Raw genomic sequence first — 20,682 nt, 5'->3', positions numbered from 1 at the left:
CTTGGTGCAGAGAAACACCGCTGGATGACACAGTAATTTGGAAAGCTGGATACGTGCTTGCAATAGTCTGCCCTGGACAGGGCTCACAGACCCCGGGTTTTCTGGCCCCTTGGCTGGAACTGCCTTCGGTAGCAGGCCAGCTGGCCTCCCTTAGCGAGATTGCAGGCATCGACCTGACTGCTCACGGGACCACCTCCGATGAAGAAACAATCAAGGACACAGCCGTTGCGCAGCCCCTGATCGTTGCCGCCGGGCTGGTAGCCGCCGCGTCCCTCTTCGACGTCGAACTAGGCTCACTTCCCGTGATCCTTGCCGGCCACTCGGTGGGTGAGATCACCGCCGCCGCCCTGGCCGGTGTGCTCACCGAGAATGAGGCCATGACGTTCGTCCGTGAACGGGCCAACAGCATGGCTGCAGCCGCAGCCGTGACGCCCACCGGCATGAGTGCCGTGGTAGGAGGGGACCCGGCCGAGGTCCTGGCCGCCATTGAGGCCGCGGGTGCAACTCCCGCCAACGTCAACGGCGCCGGCCAGACCGTAGCCGCGGGCACCTTTGAACAACTCAAGTCCCTTGCGGAGAACCCTCCTGCCAAGGCACGCGTCATCCCCCTGAAGGTGGCCGGAGCTTTCCATACTTCGCACATGCAGCCCGCAGTCAGCGCGCTTGAGGCGCTGAAGCCGCACCTCAAGCCGCAGAAGCCGCTGGTGCCCTTGCTGTCCAATTTCGACGGCCGCGAAGTGACTGACGGCGATGCCGCCGTCGAGAGCCTCATCGCCCAGGTCTCCAGGCCGGTCCGCTGGGATCTGTGCATGGAAACCCTCGTACAGCGCGGCGTCACCGGTGTGATTGAACTGGCACCCGCAGGCACACTGGCCGGGCTGGCGAAGCGCGGCATGCCCGGCGTCAAAACAGTTGCAGTCAAAACCCCGGACGACCTCACGGCCGCACTGGCACTCTTCGCAGAATTGGAGGGAAATGCATGAGCGTTCCCACGCTGAACCAGCTTCCGGTCAACCAGTACAGCCGCATCCTCGGCCTGGGCGCGTTCCGGCCGGATGTCATCGTCACCAACGAGGACGTCTGCCAATGGATTGACTCCTCGGACGAATGGATCCGCCAGCGGACCGGCATCATCACCCGCCACCGCGCCGCCGCCGATGTCAGCGTCATCGACATGGCCGAAGGCGCAGCCCGGGAGGCCCTGCAGAAGGCAGGCATCGAAGCCTCACAGCTCGGTGCCGTGATCGTTTCCACGGTGACCCACCCGTATGCCACGCCGTCGGCTGCTGCCGCCCTGGCTGACCGCATCGGTGCGACGCCGGCCCCCGCCTTCGACATCTCGGCCGCGTGTGCCGGTTACTGCTACGGGATCGCCCAGGCTGATGCCCTGGTCCGTTCCGGTACCGCCACCTATGTCCTTGTGGTCGGGGCGGAAAAGCTTTCGGATGTCATCGACAACCGGGAACGCACCATCTCCTTCCTCCTGGGTGACGGCGCCGGCGCCGTTGTCATCGGCCCCTCCGACACCCCCGGCATCGGCCCCTCAGTGTGGGGTTCGGACGGAAGCAAATGGGACGCCATCGGTATGACGCGCTCTATGCTGGACGTCCGCGACCTGAGCATGGCTGCCCGTCAGTCGGATGAGTCCGGCGACTTCGCCCTCCTGGAAGAAGCGCAGGAGCTGTACCCCACACTTCGCCAGGACGGACAGACGGTCTTCCGCTGGGCGGTCTGGGAAATGGCCAAAATGGCCGAGCAGGCCCTTGAGGCCGCCGGAATCAAGGCGGAAGACCTGGTCGCGTTCATCCCGCACCAGGCCAACATGCGCATCATCGACGAGATGGTGAAGAAGCTCAAGCTGCCCGAGTCCGTCACCGTGGCCCGGGACATCGCCGACGCCGGCAACACCTCCGCGGCTTCCATTCCCTTGGCAACCCACCGCCTGCTCCAGGAAAAGCCTGAGCTCAGCGGCGGCCTCGCCCTCCAGATCGGCTTCGGCGCCGGCCTGGTCTTCGGCGCCCAGGTTATCGTCCTTCCTTAGGAACGTCCCATACAGTCCGCACCCGCGGGCTGAACCGTTTCCGGCACTTCCTGCCGGCAATAACAAGAAAAGGAGCCGTCAATGGCTAGCAACGAAGAGATCCTGGCCGGTTTGGCCGAAATCGTCAACGAAGAAACCGGCCTCGCCCCCGAGGCTGTGGAGCTGGACAAGTCCTTCACCGAGGACCTGGACATCGACTCCATCTCCATGATGACCATCGTGGTCAACGCCGAAGAAAAGTTCGGCGTGCGTATCCCGGACGAAGAGGTCAAGAACCTCAAGACCGTGGGCGACGCTGTCAGCTTCATCGCCGGCGCACAGGCCTAGCCAAGTCTTCAGCCACTTACGGTTGACAGGACTGCCGGCCTGCTTTTCGGCGGCCGGCAGTCCACCACATTTTTCCGGGCAGCCATTTGCCCAACATGCGGGACCCCGCCGGAGTTACCGGACACGGCCTGCCCAGCGACAGAGAGTGATCCAATGACACGCAAAGTAGTCATTACCGGTCTGGGTGCCACCACGCCCATCGGCGGCGACGTACCAACCATGTGGAGCAACGCGTTGAAGGGCGTCTCCGGTGCACGCACCCTGGAGGACGACTGGGTCGCCAAGTACGAACTGCCCGTCCACTTCGCCGCACGTTGCAGTGTGCCGGCCCTGGATGTGCTGAGCCGCGTTGAGGCCAAGCGGATGGACCCCTCCACGCAGTTCGGCGTTGTGGCTTCCCGCGAGGCATGGGCCGATTCCGGCATCACGGAAATTGACCCCGACCGCCTCGCCGTGGCCTTCGCCACCGGCATCGGCGGTGTCTGGACCCTGCTGGACGCCTGGGACACCCTCAAGGAAAAGGGCCCCCGCCGCGTCCTTCCCATGACCGTGCCCATGCTGATGCCCAACGGCGTCGCCGCGGCCGTCAGCCTCGACCTGGGTGCCCGCGCCGGTGCCCACACGCCTGTTTCCGCTTGCGCTTCCGGCACCGAGGCCCTTCACCTGGGCCTGGATCTGATCCGTTCCGGCAAGGCCGACGTGGTCATGTGCGGCGGCGCAGAGGCGGCCATCCACCCCATGCCCCTGGCTGCATTCGCCTCCATGCAGGCACTCTCCCGGCGCAATGACGATCCCCAAGGCGCCTCGCGCCCCTACGACATGGGACGCGACGGCTTTGTGATGGGCGAAGGCGCCGGTGCCCTGGTCTTGGAGGCCGAGGAACACGCCCTCGCCCGGGGGGCGCGCATCTACGGTGAACTTGCCGGCACGTCCGTGACTGCGGATGCCTACCACATCACGGCTCCGGACCCCCAGGGCCTCGGTGCCACCCGTGCCCTGAAGGCAGCCATGTTCGACGGCCGCATCCAGGCCGAAGACGTGGTCCACGTCAACGCGCACGCCACCTCCACCCCGGTCGGTGACAAGCCCGAGTACACGGCGCTCCGTGCCGCCCTGGGCAACCACATCGACAACGTTGCGGTCTCCGCCACCAAGTCGCAGATGGGCCACCTCCTGGGCGCTTCGGGCGCCGTCGAAGCAGTACTCACGGTGCTGGCCGTCTACGAACGCAAGGCTCCGGTGACCATCAACCTCGAGAACCAGGATCCCGAGATCCCCCTGGACGTTGTCACTAAGACGCCGCGCAAACTGCCCGCCGGCGACATTGTCGCGCTCAGCAACTCCTTCGGCTTTGGCGGCCACAACGCCGTCATCGCCATCCGCAGCGTCTAACCCCGGTTTCCGCTGATGCGGAAGGAGGCCCCGCGCCTGTGCACTGCACAGGCGCGGGGCCTCCTTTTGCTATGGAACATGGTAATTCTCTGCCGTGGTGCTTAGCGCTTCGGTGCAGGGGGCCGCGTCCGCCGTGGCGTTACTGGCGGAGTGACTGGACGGCGGTTAGCCGACCTGGTGCAGCCAGCGGACCGGGGCACCCTCGGCTGCGTGGCGGAACGGCTCAAGTTCCTCGTCCCAGGCCTCACCGAGCGCAAGGGAAAGTTCGTGGTAGACGGCAGAAGGGTCGCCGGCGCCTGATTCATAGGCGTAGCGGATCCTGTCCTCTGAGACCATGATGTTGCCGTGAACATCCGTGGTGGCATGGAAGATTCCGAGTTCAGGGGTATGGGACCAGCGGCCGCCGTCTACGCCCTGGCTCGGTTCCTCCGTGACCTCGTAGCGCAGATGAGCCCAGCCACGGAGGGAGGATGCCAGCAGGGAGCCGGTCCCCGGGGCCCCCGTCCAGGAGAGCTCAGCACGGAACATTCCGGGCGCGGCAGGTTGAGGGGTCCACTCAAGATCCGTTCGCTTATCCACGACGGATCCAATGGCCCACTCGACATGCGGGCACAGTGCCGTAGGGGCCGAGTGAACGAACAGCACACCGCGGGTCATTGCAACAGACATTCCATCCTCCATAGCTGTAGGTACGTCTTCCCCAACGACCTCTGCCTGGATGAAACTGCCCGTGCTGTCTGTCCAGCGGCGGTGTTCCTTTACTGATTATTAAACTAAGTCCGGACTTGCTGTGACGCACAAAGCGAAGAGCTTCAAGCGAAACTTGAAAGTTGGCGGACGTGACTCTTATTGTGCCGTACACCGCGTAATTACGCCAGTGCGATTCGCCACACCCGACATGAAGCGTTGTTTGCCGTCACTGCGGGAAAAAGTGATGGCTGTCAGGCCCTCGGATGGGCCTGCTGATAGCTCTTCCGGAGCCGTTCCACCGACACATGCGTGTAGATCTGGGTTGTGGCCAGGCTGCTGTGGCCCAGGATCTCCTGGACCGCACGGAGGTCCGCGCCGCCATCCAGGAGATGTGTGGCGGCGGAGTGCCTGAGAGCATGCGGGCCGGTGGCGGAGGTGTCGCCCAAGGCCTCGAAGAGGTCCTTGACCACCGTCCGGACCTGGCGCTGGTCAACGCGGTTGCCCCGGGAGCCCAGAAACAGCGCCGGACCGCTGTGCCCGTTGGCCAGGGACGGCCGGCCCCGGCGGAGCCAGTCGTCCACAGCGACCGCGGCCGGAACTCCGTAGGGGACGGTCCGCTCCTTGTTACCCTTGCCAACCACGCGCAGGGTGCGGCGGTCCGGGTTGAGGTCGTCCACATCCAGGCCTGCCAACTCCCCCACGCGCAGCCCGGTTGCGTAGAGGACTTCCACAATGGCGCGGTTGCGCACCGGAATCGGCGAGCCTTCGGCGGCGGCTTGCTCAAGGCCGGTCAACAGCCGTAAAAGCTGTTGGGACTGCAGTACCCCGGGCAGTGATTTTTCTGCTTTGGGCGCCCTCAACCGGAGGGCGGGGTCCACCGTGATGATTTCTTCCCGCAGCGCCCACGTGGTGAAGGACCGTGCAGTGGCCGATCGCCGGGCCAGGGTGGACCGGGACATCCCGGCCTGGCTCTGTGCCCCCAGCCAGCCTCGGAAAGTCGTCAGATCCAGTCCCGGCAGATCGGTGAGGCCCTCTGAGACGGCGTATTCAAGGAGGCTCCGCAGGTCGGAGAGGTAGGCGCGCCGTGTGTGTGCAGACCGTGCACGCTCCGCCTCAAGATACCGGCCAAAGCCCGCGAGTGCCTGCTCATACGCCGGGGGCAGTTCCTTATTCTCCACGCCTATACTGTCCCAGAATTTTCCCGCCAATCCGGCAAGGGACACAGGAGACACCCGGAACCTATCCGGAGGCCTTGGCACGTTTCCAGCCGCCCCTCTCAGAGACGGCCAGCCCCAGCAGCCCGAGCCTGCCGAGCCCTGCGCGCACGGAGTCGGCACTGAGGCCCGCGACAGCGCACAGCTTGTCCACCGACGTTGTGGAGCGGAGGGGCAGGGCATCGAGGAGGATCAGATCCTCCAGCGTCAGGCCGTCCTGTACTTTGTCACGCGCCGATCCGGGCTCAGCAAGCCCGTCACCGCTGGGTGACGCCAGTTCGGCGATCTCGGCTGCGTCGGTCACGCAGACTGCACCGCCATCACGGAGCAGCCGATGACAGCCGGCAGAGTTTGCGCTGTGCACAGAACCCGGCACAGCTCCGACCGCCCTGCCCAGGCTCTCGGCGTGGTGGGCAGTGTTCAGCGCTCCGGAACGCCACCGGGCTTCCACCACCACGGTCACGGCCGCCAGCGCGGCGATTAGCCTGTTCCGTTGAAGAAACCGGTAACGTGTTGGGGCCGATCCGGGCGGTACTTCGGCCAGCACCGCCCCCTGGTTGCTGACAGCACGCAGAAGATCCTCGTTTCCTGACGGGTAGAAGCGGTCCACGCCGCCGGCCATAACCGCAATGGTGGGCACCGCTCCGGATCCCCCGGCCAACGCCGCCCTGTGCGCGTGCGCGTCGATGCCGTACGCCCCTCCGGACACAATCGTGAAGCCGCGCTGGGCCAGAGAGTAGGCAAGGTCCCCGGTAACCGAGGCACCGTAGCTGGTGCTGTCGCGCGAACCAACCAGTGCCACGCTTCGCGAGGGGCCGGGCAACTCCTGTTCCACGCCACGCCACCAGAGGCAGATGGGTTCGTGGACTCCGAGGTCCCCCAGCTGGCCGGGCCAGAGATCGTCCGACGGGATAATCACCCGGCCGCCGAGCCGCGCCATGGTGGCAAGGTCGCGCTCAGGTGCCAGATCCGGGATGCGCGGTGCCCAGCGTTTGAGGGCTGCCGCCATTCCGCCCCAGCTGGTAGCGGCGCCATTGTCCGCCAGAATGCCGGTGATTTCCTGTTCCAGCGCCGGTCCGGCAGCAGCCTTGCCCGTGGCGATCTGCAGGGCGTCCCGGGCGCCTGTTGCCTGCACAAGCGCCAGTCCGGCGGCGTCCTGGGGTTCCATGAGCCGCGACAGCGCGGCCCGGGCGATCCGTTCGTTATCCATTTGTACCGTCCTTCACGCCGCCGCCGAGGCAGCCTGCCGCAGGCCCAGGGCCTGGCCGATGTCATTAGTGTCCGGGGTGTCCCGTTGTGACAGGTCCGCCAGTGTCCAGGCGAGCCGCAGGACCCTGTCGTAGCCTCGGGCTGTCAGCACACCCCGTTCCAGGGAGTGGTCCAGGATCCGTGTGGCCGTGGCCGGCAGGCGCAAAGCCCCGCGCAAGATCCGGCCGGGCACCTGTGAATTGGTTTCCAGCCCCAGCGGCCGCAGCCGTTCCGCCTGCCGGGTCCGGGCATCGCACACCCGTGCGGCCACGGCAGCAGTGTTCTCTTCCGCCCCCGCCTGGCCGAAGTCGGCCAGCGAGACCCGTTCTACCTGCAACTGGATATCCACACGGTCAAGAAGCGGGCCGGACATCCTGGCCACATACCGCCGGCGCATCATTGGCGTACACGTGCACTCAAGGCCCTTGCCTGACGCTTTGCCGCAGGGACACGGGTTGGCGGCAAGGACCAGCTGGAAGCGGGCAGGATAAGCGGCCGTCCCCGCGGAACGGTGGATCACGAGTTCTCCGCTTTCCAGCGGTTGCCTCAACGCGTCTAGAACACGGCGTTCGTATTCGGGCGCTTCGTCAAGGAACAGGACACCCCTGTGCGCCCGCGATGCGGCACCGGGGCGCGGCAGCCCTGATCCACCGCCGATGATGGCGGCTGCCGTAGCTGAATGGTGAGGGTTCTCAAACGGCGGACGACGCAGGAGTTGCACGGCGGACGAGGGAAGGCCGCACAGCGAGTGGATGGCGGTGACTTCCATTGCTTCGTTGTCGGCAAGGTCCGGCAGCAGCCCGGGCAGCCTTTCCGCCAGCATGGTCTTGCCCGCGCCCGGGGGTCCTGTCAGCAGAAGGTGGTGGGCCCCGGCCGCGGCTACTTCAAGCGCCCGCCGTGCCTCCCCCTGGCCGGACACATCCGCCATGTCCGGAACGGCCAGGGCGCCTTGAACGGAATCCCCGTGATCGGCTTCATCCTCAGGCTCAAAATCCAGCGCCAGTTCCTGCGGGTCCGCCCCGAAGTCGAGGGCCAGCCGGGCAAGGGTCCGGTATCCCCTGACGGTAGCGCCCGGGACGAGTGAGGCTTCGGCGAGGTTTGCCTGTGCCACCACAACGTCCGGATAGCCGGCCTGGACGGCCGCCATCACCGCCGGCAGGATCCCGCGAATGGGCCGCAGCCGGCCGTCAAGGCCCAGCTCCGCGATGAAGACGGTCCGTTCGGTGGCCCTGATGTCGTCGGCGGCCCGCAGGACCGCCATGGTGACAGCAAGGTCAAACCCGGAACCGCGCTTGGGCAGCGACGCAGGAATCAGGTTGGCGGTGATCTTCCGCCGGCTCAGCGGGATGCCGGAGTTTTTAGCCGCGGACCGTATCCGTTCCTTGGCCTCGTTGAGTGCGGCATCGGGCAGGCCGAGGATAATGAATGCCGGCAAAGTCTGGCCGATGTCAGCCTCGACCTCAACGATGTACCCGTTCAACCCCACCAGTGCCACCGAGTAGGTCCGGCCCAACGCCATCTAGCCCACCCCTTTGAGGTGTTCCACCAGGGGGTCGCCGCCGCCGTCGTCCACCACGGCAATAACGTCCACGCGCCGCAGCGGCATGCGCAGTTCCCGGTCCCGGCACCATGCCGCTCCCAGCCGATGAAGCCGGGCGAGTTTGGCGGTGCCCACGGCCTCAAACGGGTGGCCGTAATCCAGGGTGCGGCGGGTCTTCACCTCGGCGATCACCAGGGCATCCCCGTCCAGCGCGACGATGTCTATTTCGCCTTCGGTACATCGCCAGTTCCGCTCCACCACAAGCATGCCCAGCGATTCAAGATAGCCGGCGGCAAGCCCCTCGCCGCGCCGGCCCAACAGGTCTTTGGCTTTCATTTCTACCTCCGCCATAAGCCTGCAGTGGCAGGGCGGCGGAGGGCGGAAAGCTATGAGCCTATGTGGGTAACCTCAAGGCAAAACGCTTCGCTGCAGCGGTGTGGAGGAGAAGTGGGGAATGCAAGGCGTCAGTTGCCCAGGTCGACGTCCTTGGGCAACGCGAGTTCCTCGTTGCGCGGCAGTTCTTCGACATTGACGTCCTTGAACGTCAGCACCCGGACCGTCTTGACGAACCGTGCCGAGCGGTAGACGTCCCATACCCAGGCGTCCTGCAGCGTCAGGTCGAAGTACACTTCGCCGTCGGCGCTGCGGGCTTGGAGGTCAACGTGGTTGGCGAGGTAAAAGCGGCGCTCGGTCTCGACAACGTAGCTGAAGAGCCCGACGACGTCCCGGTATTCACGGTAGAGCTGCAGCTCCATGTCGGTTTCATAGTTTTCAAGATCCTCAGCACTCATGCTTCCATCTTGCACCATCCGGGGCGCCACCGGCGCAGCAGCACGAGCCCGGCATCGGTGCTACAGCTCAATACCTGGCGCCAGGTCGCCGCCGAGGAGGTTCCAGCTCACCCGGTGGTAGGGCGTGGGGCCGGCGGCGCGCAGGGCGTCCCGGTGGATCGAAGTGGCATAGCCCTTGTTGACGTCCCAGCCAAACGCCGGATACTCGGCGTGCAGGCCGCGCATCTGCTGGTCCCGCTCAACCTTCGCGATCACGCTGGCGGCCGCCACGCTGAGGCACTGCATGTCCGCCTTGACCTTGGTATGGACCGGAGCGGAGCAGCCGGAGTCAAGCACCGGCTCGTCGAACAGGGAAAGCTGCGCGGCCGGCGAAAGCCAGTTGTGGCTGCCATCGAGCAGCACCACATCCGGGCTTACCCCTGCTGCGAGGATCTCCAGCCACGCGCGTGTCCCGGCGAGCCGCAGCGCGGCGATGATGCCGAGGGCGTCGATTTCGTGCGCGGATGCATGCCCCACCGCCGACGCGACGCTCCAGCGCCGCACCAGCGGTTCCAGGCGCTCCCTCTCCGCAGGACTCAGAAGTTTGCTGTCCCGCACCCCGGACAGGGGCTTCTGCGTGTGGAGGTCGACGACGGCGATACCGACACTCACGGGCCCCGCCAGGGCCCCGCGCCCCACCTCGTCGACGCCGGCCAGATAGCGGGCACCCTGTGCCTTGAAGGTGCGCTCATGACGGAGGGTCGGGGCTTTGGACCGGGGCCCTGCGGCCCGGCCCTGCGCCTTGGCCGTCGGAGCCGGTGTGACTGTTGACACGGCTACTTCCCCGCGGGCACATTCCGGAAGACATCGGGGTAATTATCCAGGACCGTGATCCTGTTCAGCGGCCACGCGATGACGGCGGCTTTGCCCTCCACATCCACCAGGTCAACGAATCCGCCATTGGAGTCCAGGTGCGCGCGGGAGTCAGCGGAATGGTTGCGGTTATCGCCCATCACCCACACTTTCCCTTCCGGCACAACGACATCGAACGCCCGGATCTCCGGTGGCTCGGCAGCGTTGACGTAGCTCTCCTCGAGAGGAACCCCGTTGATGGTCAGTTTACCGCCGGCGTCGCAGCAGATCACGGTATCCCCGGGGAGGCCGATGACGCGTTTGACGAGGTGCTGTTCAGAGTTGTCCGGAAGAAGTCCCACAAACGTCAGGCCGTCCTGGACCCACGTAAAGGGCCCGGCCTCCTTCTCCGGCACCTCGGCCAGCCAGCCCTGGGTGTCCCTAAAGACCACAACGTCGCCGCGTGACAGTGCAAAGGGCTCGGGCACCAGGAGGTTCACAAAAATCCGGTCGTTGACATCCAGGGTACTGACCATGGATTCCGACGGTATGTAGAAGGCCCGGAACAGGAAGGTCTTGATCAGGAAGGACAGAACCACGGCGATCACCACAACAGTGGCAACTTCCTTCAGCCAGACAAAAATCTGGCTGGGCGCGTCGGCTTCGGACTTTGGTGCGGCTGAGCGCCGCCCTGGTTCGGGTGCGGCCGGCCTGGGGTCAGTTCCGGCGTCGGGCACGTCGCGGGCGGAAGCACCGGCGTCGGGCACGTCGCGGGCGGAAGCACCGGCGTCGGAATTCACGGGGCCTGAACGGGCAGGCCCGGAACCCGCACGGCCGGCATCAGTGGTGCCGGCTGCGATGGGGTCAGTGGTGTAACCGGTGGCACCATCACGAGGCTCGGGAGTCCGGGCTTGGTTCTCGGGCATCTACGGTCCGTCCTCTGTTGTTGGTCCTGCCGCATGCGGCCGTGGTATTTCAGCAAATCTATCAAGTGGCCAGATGATTTGGACCGGCCTGCCAATGACTCTGGCAAGCGGCACCATGCCGCCGCCCGGAGCCCCCAGCAGGCTGCGCGAATCAGCGGAAACCGAGCGGTGGTCACCCAGGAGCCACAGCCTCCCGTCGGGAACGACCGCAGTGAAGACCTGTGTGCTTGGCCTGTCCCCCTCGAAGAGGTAGGGCTCGTCAAGCGGCGCACCGTTCACGGTGATCTTTCCGTTCCCGTCGCAGCAGACCACTGTATCTCCCGGAAGTCCGATGACCCGTTTGACGTACGTGGTGTCGCTGCCGGTCAGGCCCAGCCACCGGCCGGCTGCCGCCACCGAATCCAGCAAGGGGCCTTTCCCGCTGTTCAGCGGAGCAAAGGATCCCCTGCCGTCAAAGACCACGATGTCACCCCGGCGGATTGGCTCGTCCTGGAAGCCTGTCCTGGAGACGAGTATCCGGTCGCCGCCCTCAAGGACGGGCTCCATGGAGTTGGACGGAATGAAGTACACATCCAGCCACAGCGAACGGACCAGGCCGCTGACCGCAACGGCGAGCACCAGCGCCAGGAACACAAAACGCCAGCCCATTTTTCTGGGCTGGCGTTTTGTCTGGTCCATAATCCGTATTCCTGGGGCGCTGTTGCGAAGGCTCCGGCGCCGGCCTGGAACGGCTTGGCCTGTGTAGGTCCCGAAGGACTTACTTCTTGGGCTGGAAGTCGCGCTTTTCCTTGATCTTTGCAGCCTTGCCGCGGAGATCGCGCATGTAGTACAGCTTCGCGCGGCGCACGTCACCCTTGGAGACAACCTCGATCTTTTCAATGATCGGGGAGTGAACCGGGAAGGTACGCTCCACACCGACGCCGAAGGAGACCTTGCGGACGGTGAAGGTTTCGCGAAGGCCATCGCCGTGGCGGCCCAGGACGAAGCCCTGGAACACCTGGACACGGGAGTTCTTGCCTTCGATGATGTTCACGTGAACCTTGAGGGTGTCACCCGCGCGGAACTCGGGAACATCGGTGCGCAGCGAGGCTGCATCTACGGAATCGAGAATATGCATTATTGCACTCCTGGTGAACGCCACAGGTCATTCACTTTGGGTCACGGCGGCCAAGCCCGGACGCACAAGTGCGCACCGGAAATTACCGCCGAAAGTTAAGTGTCCGGTTCCTTCAATGCTTGAAAGGACCTGGGTGTCCGGCTGTTGGTTGCGCTCCCCCTGTGGCAGGTGCGGACCCAGCAGACACAAAGACTAATTTTGCCACACTCGCAGGCCTTCGGCCAATTGCTCCGGCGGCCAGGCCTGCCGGTTCAGGCTGGGGCGTCGGTTCCGGTGCCCCGTACACGCAGGTGACCGTCGACGACGTCGTACCCGAGTTCGTAGAGAGCCGTGCGGTCGGCACGTGGCAGCTTGCCGGCATCGAACGTTTCCAGCAGGTCCGGGCGCCGTTCCGCCGTCCGCCGGTACTGCTGGTGGCGCCGCCACTGCGCGATCTTGCCGTGGTTGCCGCTCAGCAGCACCGCCGGCACTTCCCGCTCACGCCAGCTGGCGGGTTTGGTGTACACGGGGTATTCCAGCAGCCCGTCCGAGTGCGACTCCTCAACCAGGGATTCGGGGTTGCCGACCACCCCGGGCAACAGCCTGCCGATGGCCTCCACCATGGCCAGAACGGCTACTTCGCCGCCATTGAGCACATAGTCACCCAGGCTCATGGGCCGGACGGTGAAGTGTTCCGCCGCCCATTCGATGACGCGCTCGTCGATACCTTCGTAGCGTCCGCAGGCGAAGACTAATTGCTCTTCTTCGGAAAGCTCATGCGCCAGCGCCTGGGTGAACCGCTCACCTGCCGGCGACGGCACAATCAGGACCGGCTTGGCTGCCGGGTCTGCGTTGGCACCGGCAATGGACGCCAGCGCCTGCGCCCATGGCTCTGCCTTCATAACCATCCCGGCACCGCCACCATAGGGGGTGTCGTCCACGGACCGGTGCTTGTCCGTCGTGAATTCCCGCAGGTCGTGAACATGCAGGTCCAGCAGGCCGTCCTGGCGTGCTTTGCCAATAAGGGACAGCTCCAGGGGTGCCAGGTACTCCGGGAAGATGCTGACGACGTCGATTCTCATCTACGCGCTGCCCTCAGGTCCGCCTGCAGCGTCGTCGGAGTTGATGTCAAAGAGCCCATCCGGCGGCGTGAGCAGGACGAAACCTTCGGCAACGTTGACTTCAGGCACGATCTGCTCCACGAAGGGGATGAGGATTTCCTTGCCGTCCGCATCTTCGACCACCAGCAGGTCCTGGACCGGCATGGTGTGCAGCGCCGCGATCTTGCCCACCACCTGGGAGCCCACACGCGCTTCAAGCCCCACCAGTTCGTGTTCGTACCAGCCTTCGTCGTCGTCAGCTTCCAGCTCTTCGGTTTCGATGAACAGCTTGGCGCCGCGGAGCGTCTCGGCCTGGTTGCGGGTTTCGATTCCCTCGAACGCGAGCAGGAGGATGTCCTTGTTCCAGCGGGCACTCTCAACAGTCAGGGGCCCGGCCGAGGCCGGCTCCACCACGAACTCGGTGCCCGGCACAAACCGGTCCGCAGGAGCATCGGTCAAAACCTGGACCGTCACTTCCCCGCGGATTCCGTGCGGTTTGCCGATTCGTGCCACCTGAAGCTGCATCTGTTCCTCTGTTCCGGTTGTGGGTGTATCCACAGTGTTGTGATAAAAGCACTCCGGCCCCTCCACCATCATGGGTGGAAGGGCCGGAGCAAAAAACTGATAGTGCCGAGCGCTTAGCGGCGGCGGTCGGTGTCGACGACGTCGACCCTAACCGGTTCGCCGTCTGCCAGTGCCGCCACAACGGTGCGCAGTGCACGTGCGGTGCGGCCCTGACGGCCGATCACCCGTCCCAGGTCATCCTGATGAACACGGACCTCGAGGGTGTCCCCGCGGCGGTTGTTCTTCGAGCTGACCTTGACATCTTCCGGTGAATCAACGATTCCCCGGACCAGGTGTTCGAGCGCTTCTGCCAGCAATCTACTCAGCCTCGGTGGCTTCTGCTTCGGCCGGGGCCTCTGCTGCGTCAGACTGCTTTGCCTTCTTGGTGATGGCTTCCGGGATGATCACGGAACCCTTTTCCGGGGCAACAAAGGCAGCCTTGGCAGCTTTCGTCTTCAGGGTGCCTTCCTGGCCCGGGAGGCCCTTGAACTTCTGCCAGTCACCGGTGATCTTGAGGATCGCGGCAACCTGCTCGGACGGCTGTGCGCCGACGCCGAGCCAGTACTGGGCACGGTCCGTGTCGACCTCGATGTATGAGGGCTCTTCGGTGGGGTGGTACTTGCCGATCTCTTCGATGGCACGGCCGTCACGCTTGGAGCGTGCGTCCATAACGACGATGCGGTAGTACGGTGCGCGCATTTTACCAAAGCGCTTAAGGCGAATCTTTACGGCCACTTTTGTGGTCACTCCTGTTTCAGAAAAGGGTTGAACCGACGTTCTGCACCCGTGGGGCGGGCCATACTTGAGGGTTCGAAGGACAGGATCCGGACGCGGAGAGAGGGGCCACGCAGATCGAGTACCTGTTTATTGTGCCAGATCAGCGTCAGGATTTCGACTTGACACGTTTTGAAGCGGCAGCCGGGACAATGTGGAAGGCCGCCGCCGGACTAGGAAGACCAGACGTACAGGCCAGTGCGCTCGGCGTCGCCGATTCCACTGGCCAGCCCGGCAAGCTGCCGGACATAGTCCCGGGCCTCGGTGACGCCGAATGGCATGTCATCCTGGGCAGCCCACTGTTCAGCGACGTCCTCCAGGACATTGCCTTCACCCTCAGTTTCGTAGCTGAGGAGGTCAGCCAGCGCACGCACCATGGCCGGCGGGACACCGAGGAGGGAGTCGCTGGAGACGTCAACCATGGCCAGTTCGTAACCCTCGCCACCGGCGTGGACGGCAGCCCCGGCAAGGTCCCCGAGCTGTTCGATCTCAAAATCACTGATTTCAGGTATCCGCAGCGCGGGTCCGGACGGCGTGCCGCCGGCATCAAGGACCCCGGCGCGTTTCAGCGCGGCGTCGTGGGTAGCTACAAAGATTTCAGTGAAGCCCATGGGAACAGCCCTCATTCCGTCGACGGTGCGGCCCAGACGGGCAGCGTAGGGTGCCGCCCCCGGCCGTTCGAAATCAGCCTAGTGCATGGTGGGCCGCACTTCCGGCCACGCCTGCTCAGCGGACGGCTACCCGGATGTTGTTGCGCCACGGATCCTCAAAGCGCAGCTCGGCACCCGTGTGCCGGGAGGCCACGCCGGCCACCTTCAGGCGGTCCGCGAGTGCTCCGACATCATCCCCGGAGGCCACCTCGATCAGCACCTCGCCGAGGCCCAGGGTGTCCTTGCGCGGCCCGGCGCCGCGGCTGTTCCAGACGTTCATGGCCATGTGATGGTGGTACCGGCCCGCCGAGACAAACAAGGCCTGGCCATGCCAGCCGGCGGTCTTTTCGAAGCCGAGCGTGCCGACGTAGAAATCGTGTGCTGACTGGACGTTCCCCACCTGGAGGTGGACGTGGCCCACGCCGGCTTCAGTGCCCAGCTGCCCGTCCAGGGATTCCTGGCTCAGGTGCTGTTCGAGGTAGCGCTGGGGCGGCAGGGCCAGGCTGTCCATCACCACTTCGGTGCCGTTCCAGGACCAGTTCCTGCGGGGCCGGTCCCAGTAGAGCTCGATGCCGTTGCCCTCGGGGTCATTGAAGTAGAAGGCTTCGCTGACGAGGTGGTCGGCGCTGCCGGTAAAGAGCCGGGGGTCGAACTGTGCTGCGGTGGCGACAGTGGCCGCCAGTGCAGCCTGGTTGTCGAAGAGCAGGGCCGTGTGGAACAGGCCTGCCTCTCCCCTGCCCGGCAAGTGCAGCGACGGGGCGGGCGCCAGGTGGACCAGGGGACGCCTGAGGCGGCCCAGGTAGACGCCGCCGTCCTCTTCGGCCACAACCTCAAGGCCAAGGGCCCGCTGGTAGTAGTCGGCCATCAGCTTCATATCGGCCACCTTGAGCATGACAGTGCCCATGGAGAGGTCGGCAGGTAGAAGATCCTGGCTGGTGGCTGCTGCAGTCATGTGAACGCTCCCGGTCCGCTGGCTTTCGGGGTTGAAGGCCGTTATGCGTCTAATTTACTTGAAGCTTCAATTTAATACAAGTGTTCCGCGGGATCCGGGCAGCGGCTGTGGTAGCTTCGTTTTGACCACACGGGTGCCCTTGCAGGGGCTGAGATCGGGCTGACGCGCCTGCGACCGTCGAACCTGTCCGGGTAATGCCGGCGAAGGAAGTGAGTATTCATTGAATACGCAAGAAACACAGCTGATCCCTGCCCAAAATGAAGCGGATGGGAATCACAGACTCAGGCCGGAAACCCAATCCCTGAAGTCTCATTCGCTGGCCTTCATCAACGATGAAGACTCCGGCATCCGGGTACCCGTAACCGAAATCGCCTTGGAACCTTCGCCCAACGGCGACGCAAACGGCCCCTTCCGGGTCTACCGCACCGCGGGCCCGGGCAGCGATCCTGTCGTGGGCCTCAGCCCTTTCCGGCGCGAATGGATCGAGGATCGCGGGGACACCGAGCCGTACAGCGGCCGGGAGCGGAACCTGCTCGACGACGGCAAGTCGGCTGTCCGCCGCGGCGCCGCCTCAGCGGAGTGGAAGGGCGCACAGCCGGTGCCCCGCCGCGCCATCGCCGGCAAGACCGTTACCCAGATGCACTATGCACGGCAGGGCATCGTGACGCCGGAGATGCAGTTTGTGGCGCTCCGCGAAAACTGCGATGTTGAACTGGTCCGCAGCGAAGTGGCCGCCGGGCGTGCCATCATCCCGAACAACATCAACCACCCGGAATCCGAGCCGATGATTATTGGCAAGGCATTCCTGGTGAAGATCAACGCCAACATCGGCAACTCCGCGGTCACCAGCTCCATCGCCGAGGAAGTGGACAAGCTGCAGTGGGCCACGCAGTGGGGTGCCGACACAGTGATGGACCTGTCCACCGGCGACGACATCCACACCACCCGTGAATGGCTCATCCGCAATTCCCCCGTCCCGATCGGTACGGTGCCCATTTACCAGGCGCTCGAGAAGGTCAACGGCGAGGCCAACAAGCTCACCTGGGAGATTTTCCGCGACACCGTGATCGAACAGTGTGAGCAGGGCGTGGATTACATGACCATCCACGCCGGAGTCCTGCTGCGCTATGTCCCGCTCACCGCCAACCGCGTCACGGGGATCGTCTCGCGCGGCGGCTCCATCATGGCCGGCTGGTGCCTTGCCCATCACCAGGAGAACTTCCTGTACACGCACTTCGACGAGCTGTGCGGGATCTTCGCCAAATACGACGTCGCGTTTTCCCTGGGCGACGGCCTCCGCCCGGGCGCGACGGCAGACGCGAACGACGCCGCCCAGTTCGCCGAACTGGACACCCTGGCGGAGCTGACCCTGCGGGCTTGGGAATTTGACGTGCAGGTAATGGTGGAAGGGCCCGGGCACATCCCCTTCCACTTGGTCCGGGAGAACGTGGAGCGCCAGCAGGAACTCTGCAAAGGTGCCCCTTTCTACACGCTGGGGCCGCTGGTCACCGACATCGCCCCGGGGTATGACCACATCACCTCGGCAATCGGGGCCACGGAAATCGCCCGCTATGGTACCGCCATGCTGTGTTACGTCACGCCCAAGGAGCATCTGGGCCTGCCCAACAAGGACGATGTGAAGACGGGGGTCATCACCTACAAGATCGCGGCCCATGCGGCCGACCTCGCCAAGGGCCACCCGGGAGCACATGAAAGGGACGATGCCCTGTCCAAGGCAAGGTTCGAATTCCGCTGGCGGGACCAGTTCGCGCTGTCCCTCGATCCGGTGACGGCGGAGGCGTTCCATGACGAGACGCTGCCGGCCGAGCCTGCCAAGACCGCGCACTTCTGCTCCATGTGCGGCCCCAAATTCTGCTCCATGAAGATCAGCCAGGACATCCGGGACGAATATGGCTCTGCCGACGCGCAGGCAGCCATTGCCGGAATCTACAGCGGGATGCGCGAAAAAAGCGAGGAGTTCCTGGCGAAGGGCGGGAAGGTGTACCTGCCTGAACTTCAGCTCCCCGCGGCGGCAGGGGCGGCGCCCTCAGGAGGCCTGGAGTGAGCGCGCCCGGCTGACGTCGGCAATAAAGGACCGGACAGCGAAGTCACCTTCACGCGAATCCTGAGGCCGGTGCCCGCCCGCAGCAATGCGGTGCAGGGCGCCGGTCTCACGCAGGTAGCCGGCGATTTCCTCGTAGAGCGGTTCCCAGCCTCCGGTCAGGACCATCGTGGGGACGCCCGGCACGATGTGCAGCGGGGCTTCCCACGCCGGCGCCTGGAGCCGGAGCCTGCGCGCCGAACGCCTTTCTTCCTGGGATACAGGCTCCTGAAGATCTACGGCAAACATGCGGCGGACGTATTCGCGCTGGAAGTCCTCATCACCCAGTTGATGCCGGACATCGAAAAGCGGCTGCATCAGGGCACGGTGCGCGGCAGTGGCGGGAAGTTCAGCCGTCAGTGAGAGACAGGCCGGTTCCACCAGTGTCAGCGAATACACGAGGTCCGGGCGTTCGACGGCGGCCGTCATCGCTGCAATGGCGCCCTGGGCATGCGCCACCACATGGCCGCCGGCGGCACCGCGGCCGTCATCCGCCAGGGACCTCAGGACAATGGCCATGTCCTCCTCAAAGGACGATTCCACCGGTTCAGCCATGGGATCGAACCCATGGCGCCGCAGGAACAGAGCATCATAGTTCAGCGCCATTCCGTGCTGCCGCGGCCACGCCGCCGCGCCGAACGGACCGGCGCCGTGCACGAAAACTACCCTCTGCTTGAACATGACCCAACCCTATTCCACGGCAATGACATCAAAAGTAAGTAGCAGTAAGTGTCGTTTAGGGCGTTCAAAACGACACTTACTGCTACTCAGTTGGGCGGGCGGTTACTTGCCGAGGAACTTGTCGAAGCCCTTGGGCAGGTTCAGCTGTGAGGGATCGAAGTCGCCGGACTGCTGGCCGAAAGCCGCGCCGGTGGGCAGCGCCTTGGCCGCGCCCGCACGGCGGGCTTCGGCGTCCTTGAGCTCCTGGGCTGCCTTGGCCGGGTTGCCTGAACGTGCCTTCTTCTTCGGGGCGTTTTTGCCGCCCTTCCGTGCACCGCCGGGCCCGCCCATGCCGGGCATTCCGGGCATCCCCGGCATGCCTCCGCCCTGGGCCATCTTCTTCATCATCTTCTGGGCCTGGGCGAACCGCTCCAGCAGGCCGTTGACCTCGGACACATGCACGCCGGAGCCACGCGCGATGCGTGCCCGGCGGGAACCGTTGATGATCTTCGGAGCCACACGCTCGTGCGGGGTCATGGAGCGCACAATCGCCTCCACGCGGTCGATCTCGCGCTCGTCGAAGTTTTCCAGCTGCTGCCGGATGTTCTGCGCGCCCGGCATCATCATGAGCATCTTCTTCATGGAGCCCATGTTGCGGATCTGCTGCATCTGGGCCAGGAAGTCGTCCAGGGTGAATTCTTCCTGGTCGGCGAACTTCTTCGCCATCCGGGCGGCTTCGTCCTTGTCCCAGTTCTTCTCGGCCTGCTCGATCAGGGTGAGGACGTCTCCCATGTCCAGGATGCGCGAGGCCATGCGGTCCGGGTGGAAGAGCTCAAAGTCGTCCAGGCCTTCACCTGTGGACGCGAACATCACGGGCTTGCCGGTGACCGACGCAACGGACAGCGCGGCACCGCCGCGGGCGTCGCCGTCGAGCTTTGACAGCACGATGCCGGTGAAGTTCACGCCTTCGTCAAAGGCCATCGCCGTGTTAACGGCGTCCTGGCCGATCATGGCGTCGATGACGAACAGCACTTCGTTGGGAACAATGGCGCGCCGGATCTGGCTGGCCTGTTCCATCATTTCGGCGTCCACACCGAGGCGGCCGGCGGTATCGACAATCACGACGTCGTGCAGCTTCTGGCGTGCTTCCTCGACGCCGGCGCGGGCGACGGCGACCGGGTCACCGGCGGGGTGCTCCAGTTCGGAGGTGGCACCCGGGTGCGGTGCGAACACGGGCACACCGGCGCGCTTGCCCACAACCTGGAGCTGGGTCACCGCGTTGGGGCGCTGGAGGTCGCAGGCCACGAGGATGGGGCTGTGGCCCTGTGCCTTGAGCCACTTGGAGAGCTTGCCGGCCAGGGTGGTCTTGCCGGCGCCCTGGAGGCCGGCCAGCATGATGACCGTGGGGCCGGTCTTGGCCAGGCGGATGCGGCGGGTCTCGCCGCCGAGGATCTCAACCAGTTCCTCGTTGACGATCTTGACGATCTGCTGGCTGGGGTTCAGGGCCGCCGATACTTCGGCACCGAGGGAGCGTTCCCGGACCCTGGCTGTGAACTCGCGCACGACGGGAACAGCGACGTCGGCATCCAGGAGGGCGCGGCGGATCTCCCGGACTGTGGCATCAACATCAGCCTCGGTGAGGCGGCCCTTGCCACGGAGGTTCTTGAAGGTTGCTGTCAACCGGTCAGAGAGTGAATTGAACACGCGCCGCGCACTTCTTTCAGTGGAGTTACAGGGGGGACTCGACTATCTAGGGTACCAAGCCGGGCATGGATGATGGCATGC

At 64.9% G+C, this 20,682-nt stretch carries 23 protein-coding genes and 1 riboswitch; of the genes, 5 read left to right on the top strand and 18 right to left on the bottom strand.

Going from position 1 to position 20,682, the window contains the following annotated elements; all coding sequences use genetic code 11:
- Nucleotides 1-53 precede the first annotated feature (53 nt).
- From GUV69_RS01990 to GUV69_RS01975, 4 genes are all read left to right on the top strand, one after another.
- Nucleotides 54-983: an ACP S-malonyltransferase gene (locus GUV69_RS01990; protein ID WP_208786569.1), complete on the top strand. Its 930-nt coding sequence runs from the start codon at nucleotides 54-56 to the stop codon at nucleotides 981-983.
- Entirely contained in the window at nucleotides 980-2,041 is a 1,062-nt protein-coding gene (locus GUV69_RS01985) for a beta-ketoacyl-ACP synthase III (protein ID WP_164199253.1), read from the top strand. Before GUV69_RS01990 ends, GUV69_RS01985 begins: the two co-directional genes overlap by 4 nt.
- An 81-nt stretch (nucleotides 2,042-2,122) precedes the next feature.
- On the top strand, nucleotides 2,123-2,368 hold the full coding sequence (locus GUV69_RS01980; protein ID WP_009359314.1) for an acyl carrier protein: 246 nt from the start codon (nucleotides 2,123-2,125) through the stop codon (nucleotides 2,366-2,368).
- 153 nt (nucleotides 2,369-2,521) lie between these two features.
- Nucleotides 2,522-3,760: a beta-ketoacyl-[acyl-carrier-protein] synthase family protein gene (locus tag GUV69_RS01975; RefSeq protein WP_164199251.1), complete on the top strand. Its 1,239-nt coding sequence runs from the start codon at nucleotides 2,522-2,524 to the stop codon at nucleotides 3,758-3,760.
- 165 nt (nucleotides 3,761-3,925) lie between these two features.
- Here the strand turns inward: GUV69_RS01975 and GUV69_RS01970 are convergent, their stop codons facing one another.
- The 16 genes from GUV69_RS01970 to GUV69_RS01895 form a co-directional block, all read right to left on the bottom strand.
- Nucleotides 3,926-4,429: a DUF3145 domain-containing protein gene (locus tag GUV69_RS01970; RefSeq protein WP_141140870.1), complete on the bottom strand. Its 504-nt coding sequence runs from the start codon at nucleotides 4,427-4,429 to the stop codon at nucleotides 3,926-3,928.
- A gap of 272 nt (nucleotides 4,430-4,701) precedes the next feature.
- On the bottom strand, nucleotides 4,702-5,628 hold the full coding sequence (locus GUV69_RS01965; RefSeq protein ID WP_208786568.1) for a tyrosine recombinase XerC: 927 nt from the start codon (nucleotides 5,626-5,628) through the stop codon (nucleotides 4,702-4,704).
- A gap of 61 nt (nucleotides 5,629-5,689) precedes the next feature.
- Nucleotides 5,690-6,874, bottom strand: coding sequence for a DNA-processing protein DprA (gene dprA / locus GUV69_RS01960; RefSeq protein ID WP_164199249.1), 1,185 nt, complete (start codon nucleotides 6,872-6,874; stop codon nucleotides 5,690-5,692).
- Between the two features lie 12 nt (nucleotides 6,875-6,886).
- Complete coding sequence (locus GUV69_RS01955) at nucleotides 6,887-8,431, bottom strand: YifB family Mg chelatase-like AAA ATPase (protein WP_164199246.1); 1,545 nt, start codon at nucleotides 8,429-8,431, stop codon at nucleotides 6,887-6,889.
- Nucleotides 8,432-8,788, bottom strand: coding sequence for a YraN family protein (locus GUV69_RS01950; protein ID WP_164199244.1), 357 nt, complete (start codon nucleotides 8,786-8,788; stop codon nucleotides 8,432-8,434). It abuts the gene before it with no gap.
- A 128-nt stretch (nucleotides 8,789-8,916) separates the two neighbouring features.
- A complete protein-coding gene (locus GUV69_RS01945) occupies nucleotides 8,917-9,243 on the bottom strand; it encodes a DUF2469 domain-containing protein (RefSeq protein ID WP_111909356.1) in 327 nt (108 codons plus the stop codon).
- Nucleotides 9,244-9,303: 60 nt separating this feature from the next.
- Nucleotides 9,304-10,056 carry a ribonuclease HII gene (gene rnhB / locus GUV69_RS01940; protein WP_164199242.1) on the bottom strand — a complete coding sequence of 251 codons (753 nt, stop codon included), beginning with the start codon at nucleotides 10,054-10,056 and terminating at the stop codon, nucleotides 9,304-9,306.
- A gap of 2 nt (nucleotides 10,057-10,058) precedes the next feature.
- Nucleotides 10,059-11,000, bottom strand: coding sequence for a signal peptidase I (gene lepB, locus GUV69_RS01935; RefSeq protein ID WP_167525074.1), 942 nt, complete (start codon nucleotides 10,998-11,000; stop codon nucleotides 10,059-10,061).
- A complete protein-coding gene (lepB, locus tag GUV69_RS01930; RefSeq protein ID WP_164199240.1) occupies nucleotides 11,001-11,678 on the bottom strand; it encodes a signal peptidase I in 678 nt (225 codons plus the stop codon). It abuts the gene before it with no gap.
- Between the two features lie 79 nt (nucleotides 11,679-11,757).
- Complete coding sequence (gene rplS / locus GUV69_RS01925; protein ID WP_164199238.1) at nucleotides 11,758-12,117, bottom strand: 50S ribosomal protein L19; 360 nt, start codon at nucleotides 12,115-12,117, stop codon at nucleotides 11,758-11,760.
- Between the two features lie 251 nt (nucleotides 12,118-12,368).
- Nucleotides 12,369-13,178, bottom strand: coding sequence for a tRNA (guanosine(37)-N1)-methyltransferase TrmD (gene trmD, locus GUV69_RS01920; RefSeq protein WP_164199236.1), 810 nt, complete (start codon nucleotides 13,176-13,178; stop codon nucleotides 12,369-12,371).
- A complete protein-coding gene (gene rimM, locus GUV69_RS01915; RefSeq protein ID WP_191081924.1) occupies nucleotides 13,179-13,721 on the bottom strand; it encodes a ribosome maturation factor RimM in 543 nt (180 codons plus the stop codon).
- A gap of 113 nt (nucleotides 13,722-13,834) precedes the next feature.
- Nucleotides 13,835-14,077 (bottom strand): RNA-binding protein, encoded by a 243-nt coding sequence (locus tag GUV69_RS01910; RefSeq protein ID WP_056349097.1) that lies wholly within the window; start codon nucleotides 14,075-14,077, stop codon nucleotides 13,835-13,837.
- Between the two features lies 1 nt (nucleotide 14,078).
- Nucleotides 14,079-14,495 carry a 30S ribosomal protein S16 gene (gene rpsP, locus GUV69_RS01905; protein ID WP_164199234.1) on the bottom strand — a complete coding sequence of 139 codons (417 nt, stop codon included), beginning with the start codon at nucleotides 14,493-14,495 and terminating at the stop codon, nucleotides 14,079-14,081.
- A gap of 212 nt (nucleotides 14,496-14,707) precedes the next feature.
- Nucleotides 14,708-15,145, bottom strand: a complete 438-nt coding sequence (locus GUV69_RS01900) for a hypothetical protein (RefSeq protein ID WP_191079194.1) — start codon at nucleotides 15,143-15,145, stop codon at nucleotides 14,708-14,710.
- Nucleotides 15,146-15,260: 115 nt separating this feature from the next.
- Entirely contained in the window at nucleotides 15,261-16,136 is an 876-nt protein-coding gene (locus tag GUV69_RS01895; RefSeq protein ID WP_164199230.1) for a VOC family protein, read from the bottom strand.
- Nucleotides 16,137-16,255: 119 nt separating this feature from the next.
- Nucleotides 16,256-16,362: riboswitch (TPP riboswitch) on the top strand.
- Here GUV69_RS01895 and thiC point away from each other — a divergent pair.
- Entirely contained in the window at nucleotides 16,357-18,201 is a 1,845-nt protein-coding gene (gene thiC / locus GUV69_RS01890) for a phosphomethylpyrimidine synthase ThiC (protein ID WP_164199218.1), read from the top strand. (Overlaps the previous riboswitch by 6 nt.)
- On the opposite strand, the gene GUV69_RS01885 is transcribed toward thiC, so the two are convergent.
- Both GUV69_RS01885 and ffh read right to left on the bottom strand, forming a co-directional pair.
- A complete protein-coding gene (locus GUV69_RS01885; RefSeq protein WP_164199216.1) occupies nucleotides 18,184-18,918 on the bottom strand; it encodes an alpha/beta hydrolase in 735 nt (244 codons plus the stop codon). The two genes, thiC and GUV69_RS01885, sit on opposite strands and share 18 nt — an antisense overlap.
- A 102-nt stretch (nucleotides 18,919-19,020) precedes the next feature.
- Nucleotides 19,021-20,601, bottom strand: a complete 1,581-nt coding sequence (gene ffh, locus GUV69_RS01880) for a signal recognition particle protein (protein ID WP_164199214.1) — start codon at nucleotides 20,599-20,601, stop codon at nucleotides 19,021-19,023.
- Nucleotides 20,602-20,682: the final 81 nt, after the last annotated feature.

Origin of the sequence: [Micrococcus luteus] ATCC 49442 (assembly GCF_010367585.1) — a bacterium.
GTDB classification, from domain to species: Bacteria; Actinomycetota; Actinomycetes; order Actinomycetales; family Micrococcaceae; genus Arthrobacter; species Arthrobacter luteus_A.
This window is presented reverse-complemented; position numbering and strand designations above follow the sequence as displayed.

What these genes read in the sequence shown, in the direction of transcription:
- GUV69_RS01900 (WP_191079194.1), bottom strand. Translation starts at nt 15,145, where the DNA reads ATGGGCTTCACTGAAATCTTTGTAGCTACCCACGACGCCGCGCTGAAA.
- GUV69_RS01885 (WP_164199216.1), bottom strand. Translation starts at nt 18,918, where the DNA reads ATGTTCAAGCAGAGGGTAGTTTTCGTGCACGGCGCCGGTCCGTTCGGC.
- lepB (WP_167525074.1), bottom strand. Translation starts at nt 11,000, where the DNA reads ATGCCCGAGAACCAAGCCCGGACTCCCGAGCCTCGTGATGGTGCCACC.
- GUV69_RS01970 (WP_141140870.1), bottom strand. Translation starts at nt 4,429, where the DNA reads ATGTCTGTTGCAATGACCCGCGGTGTGCTGTTCGTTCACTCGGCCCCT.
- rimM (WP_191081924.1), bottom strand. Translation starts at nt 13,721, where the DNA reads ATGCAGCTTCAGGTGGCACGAATCGGCAAACCGCACGGAATCCGCGGG.
- GUV69_RS01980 (WP_009359314.1), top strand. Translation starts at nt 2,123, where the DNA reads ATGGCTAGCAACGAAGAGATCCTGGCCGGTTTGGCCGAAATCGTCAAC.
- GUV69_RS01975 (WP_164199251.1), top strand. Translation starts at nt 2,522, where the DNA reads ATGACACGCAAAGTAGTCATTACCGGTCTGGGTGCCACCACGCCCATC.
- GUV69_RS01955 (WP_164199246.1), bottom strand. Translation starts at nt 8,431, where the DNA reads ATGGCGTTGGGCCGGACCTACTCGGTGGCACTGGTGGGGTTGAACGGG.
- GUV69_RS01950 (WP_164199244.1), bottom strand. Translation starts at nt 8,788, where the DNA reads ATGAAAGCCAAAGACCTGTTGGGCCGGCGCGGCGAGGGGCTTGCCGCC.
- trmD (WP_164199236.1), bottom strand. Translation starts at nt 13,178, where the DNA reads ATGAGAATCGACGTCGTCAGCATCTTCCCGGAGTACCTGGCACCCCTG.
- lepB (WP_164199240.1), bottom strand. Translation starts at nt 11,678, where the DNA reads ATGGACCAGACAAAACGCCAGCCCAGAAAAATGGGCTGGCGTTTTGTG.
- GUV69_RS01945 (WP_111909356.1), bottom strand. Translation starts at nt 9,243, where the DNA reads ATGAGTGCTGAGGATCTTGAAAACTATGAAACCGACATGGAGCTGCAG.
- GUV69_RS01895 (WP_164199230.1), bottom strand. Translation starts at nt 16,136, where the DNA reads ATGACTGCAGCAGCCACCAGCCAGGATCTTCTACCTGCCGACCTCTCC.
- GUV69_RS01985 (WP_164199253.1), top strand. Translation starts at nt 980, where the DNA reads ATGAGCGTTCCCACGCTGAACCAGCTTCCGGTCAACCAGTACAGCCGC.
- rplS (WP_164199238.1), bottom strand. Translation starts at nt 12,117, where the DNA reads ATGCATATTCTCGATTCCGTAGATGCAGCCTCGCTGCGCACCGATGTT.
- dprA (WP_164199249.1), bottom strand. Translation starts at nt 6,874, where the DNA reads ATGGATAACGAACGGATCGCCCGGGCCGCGCTGTCGCGGCTCATGGAA.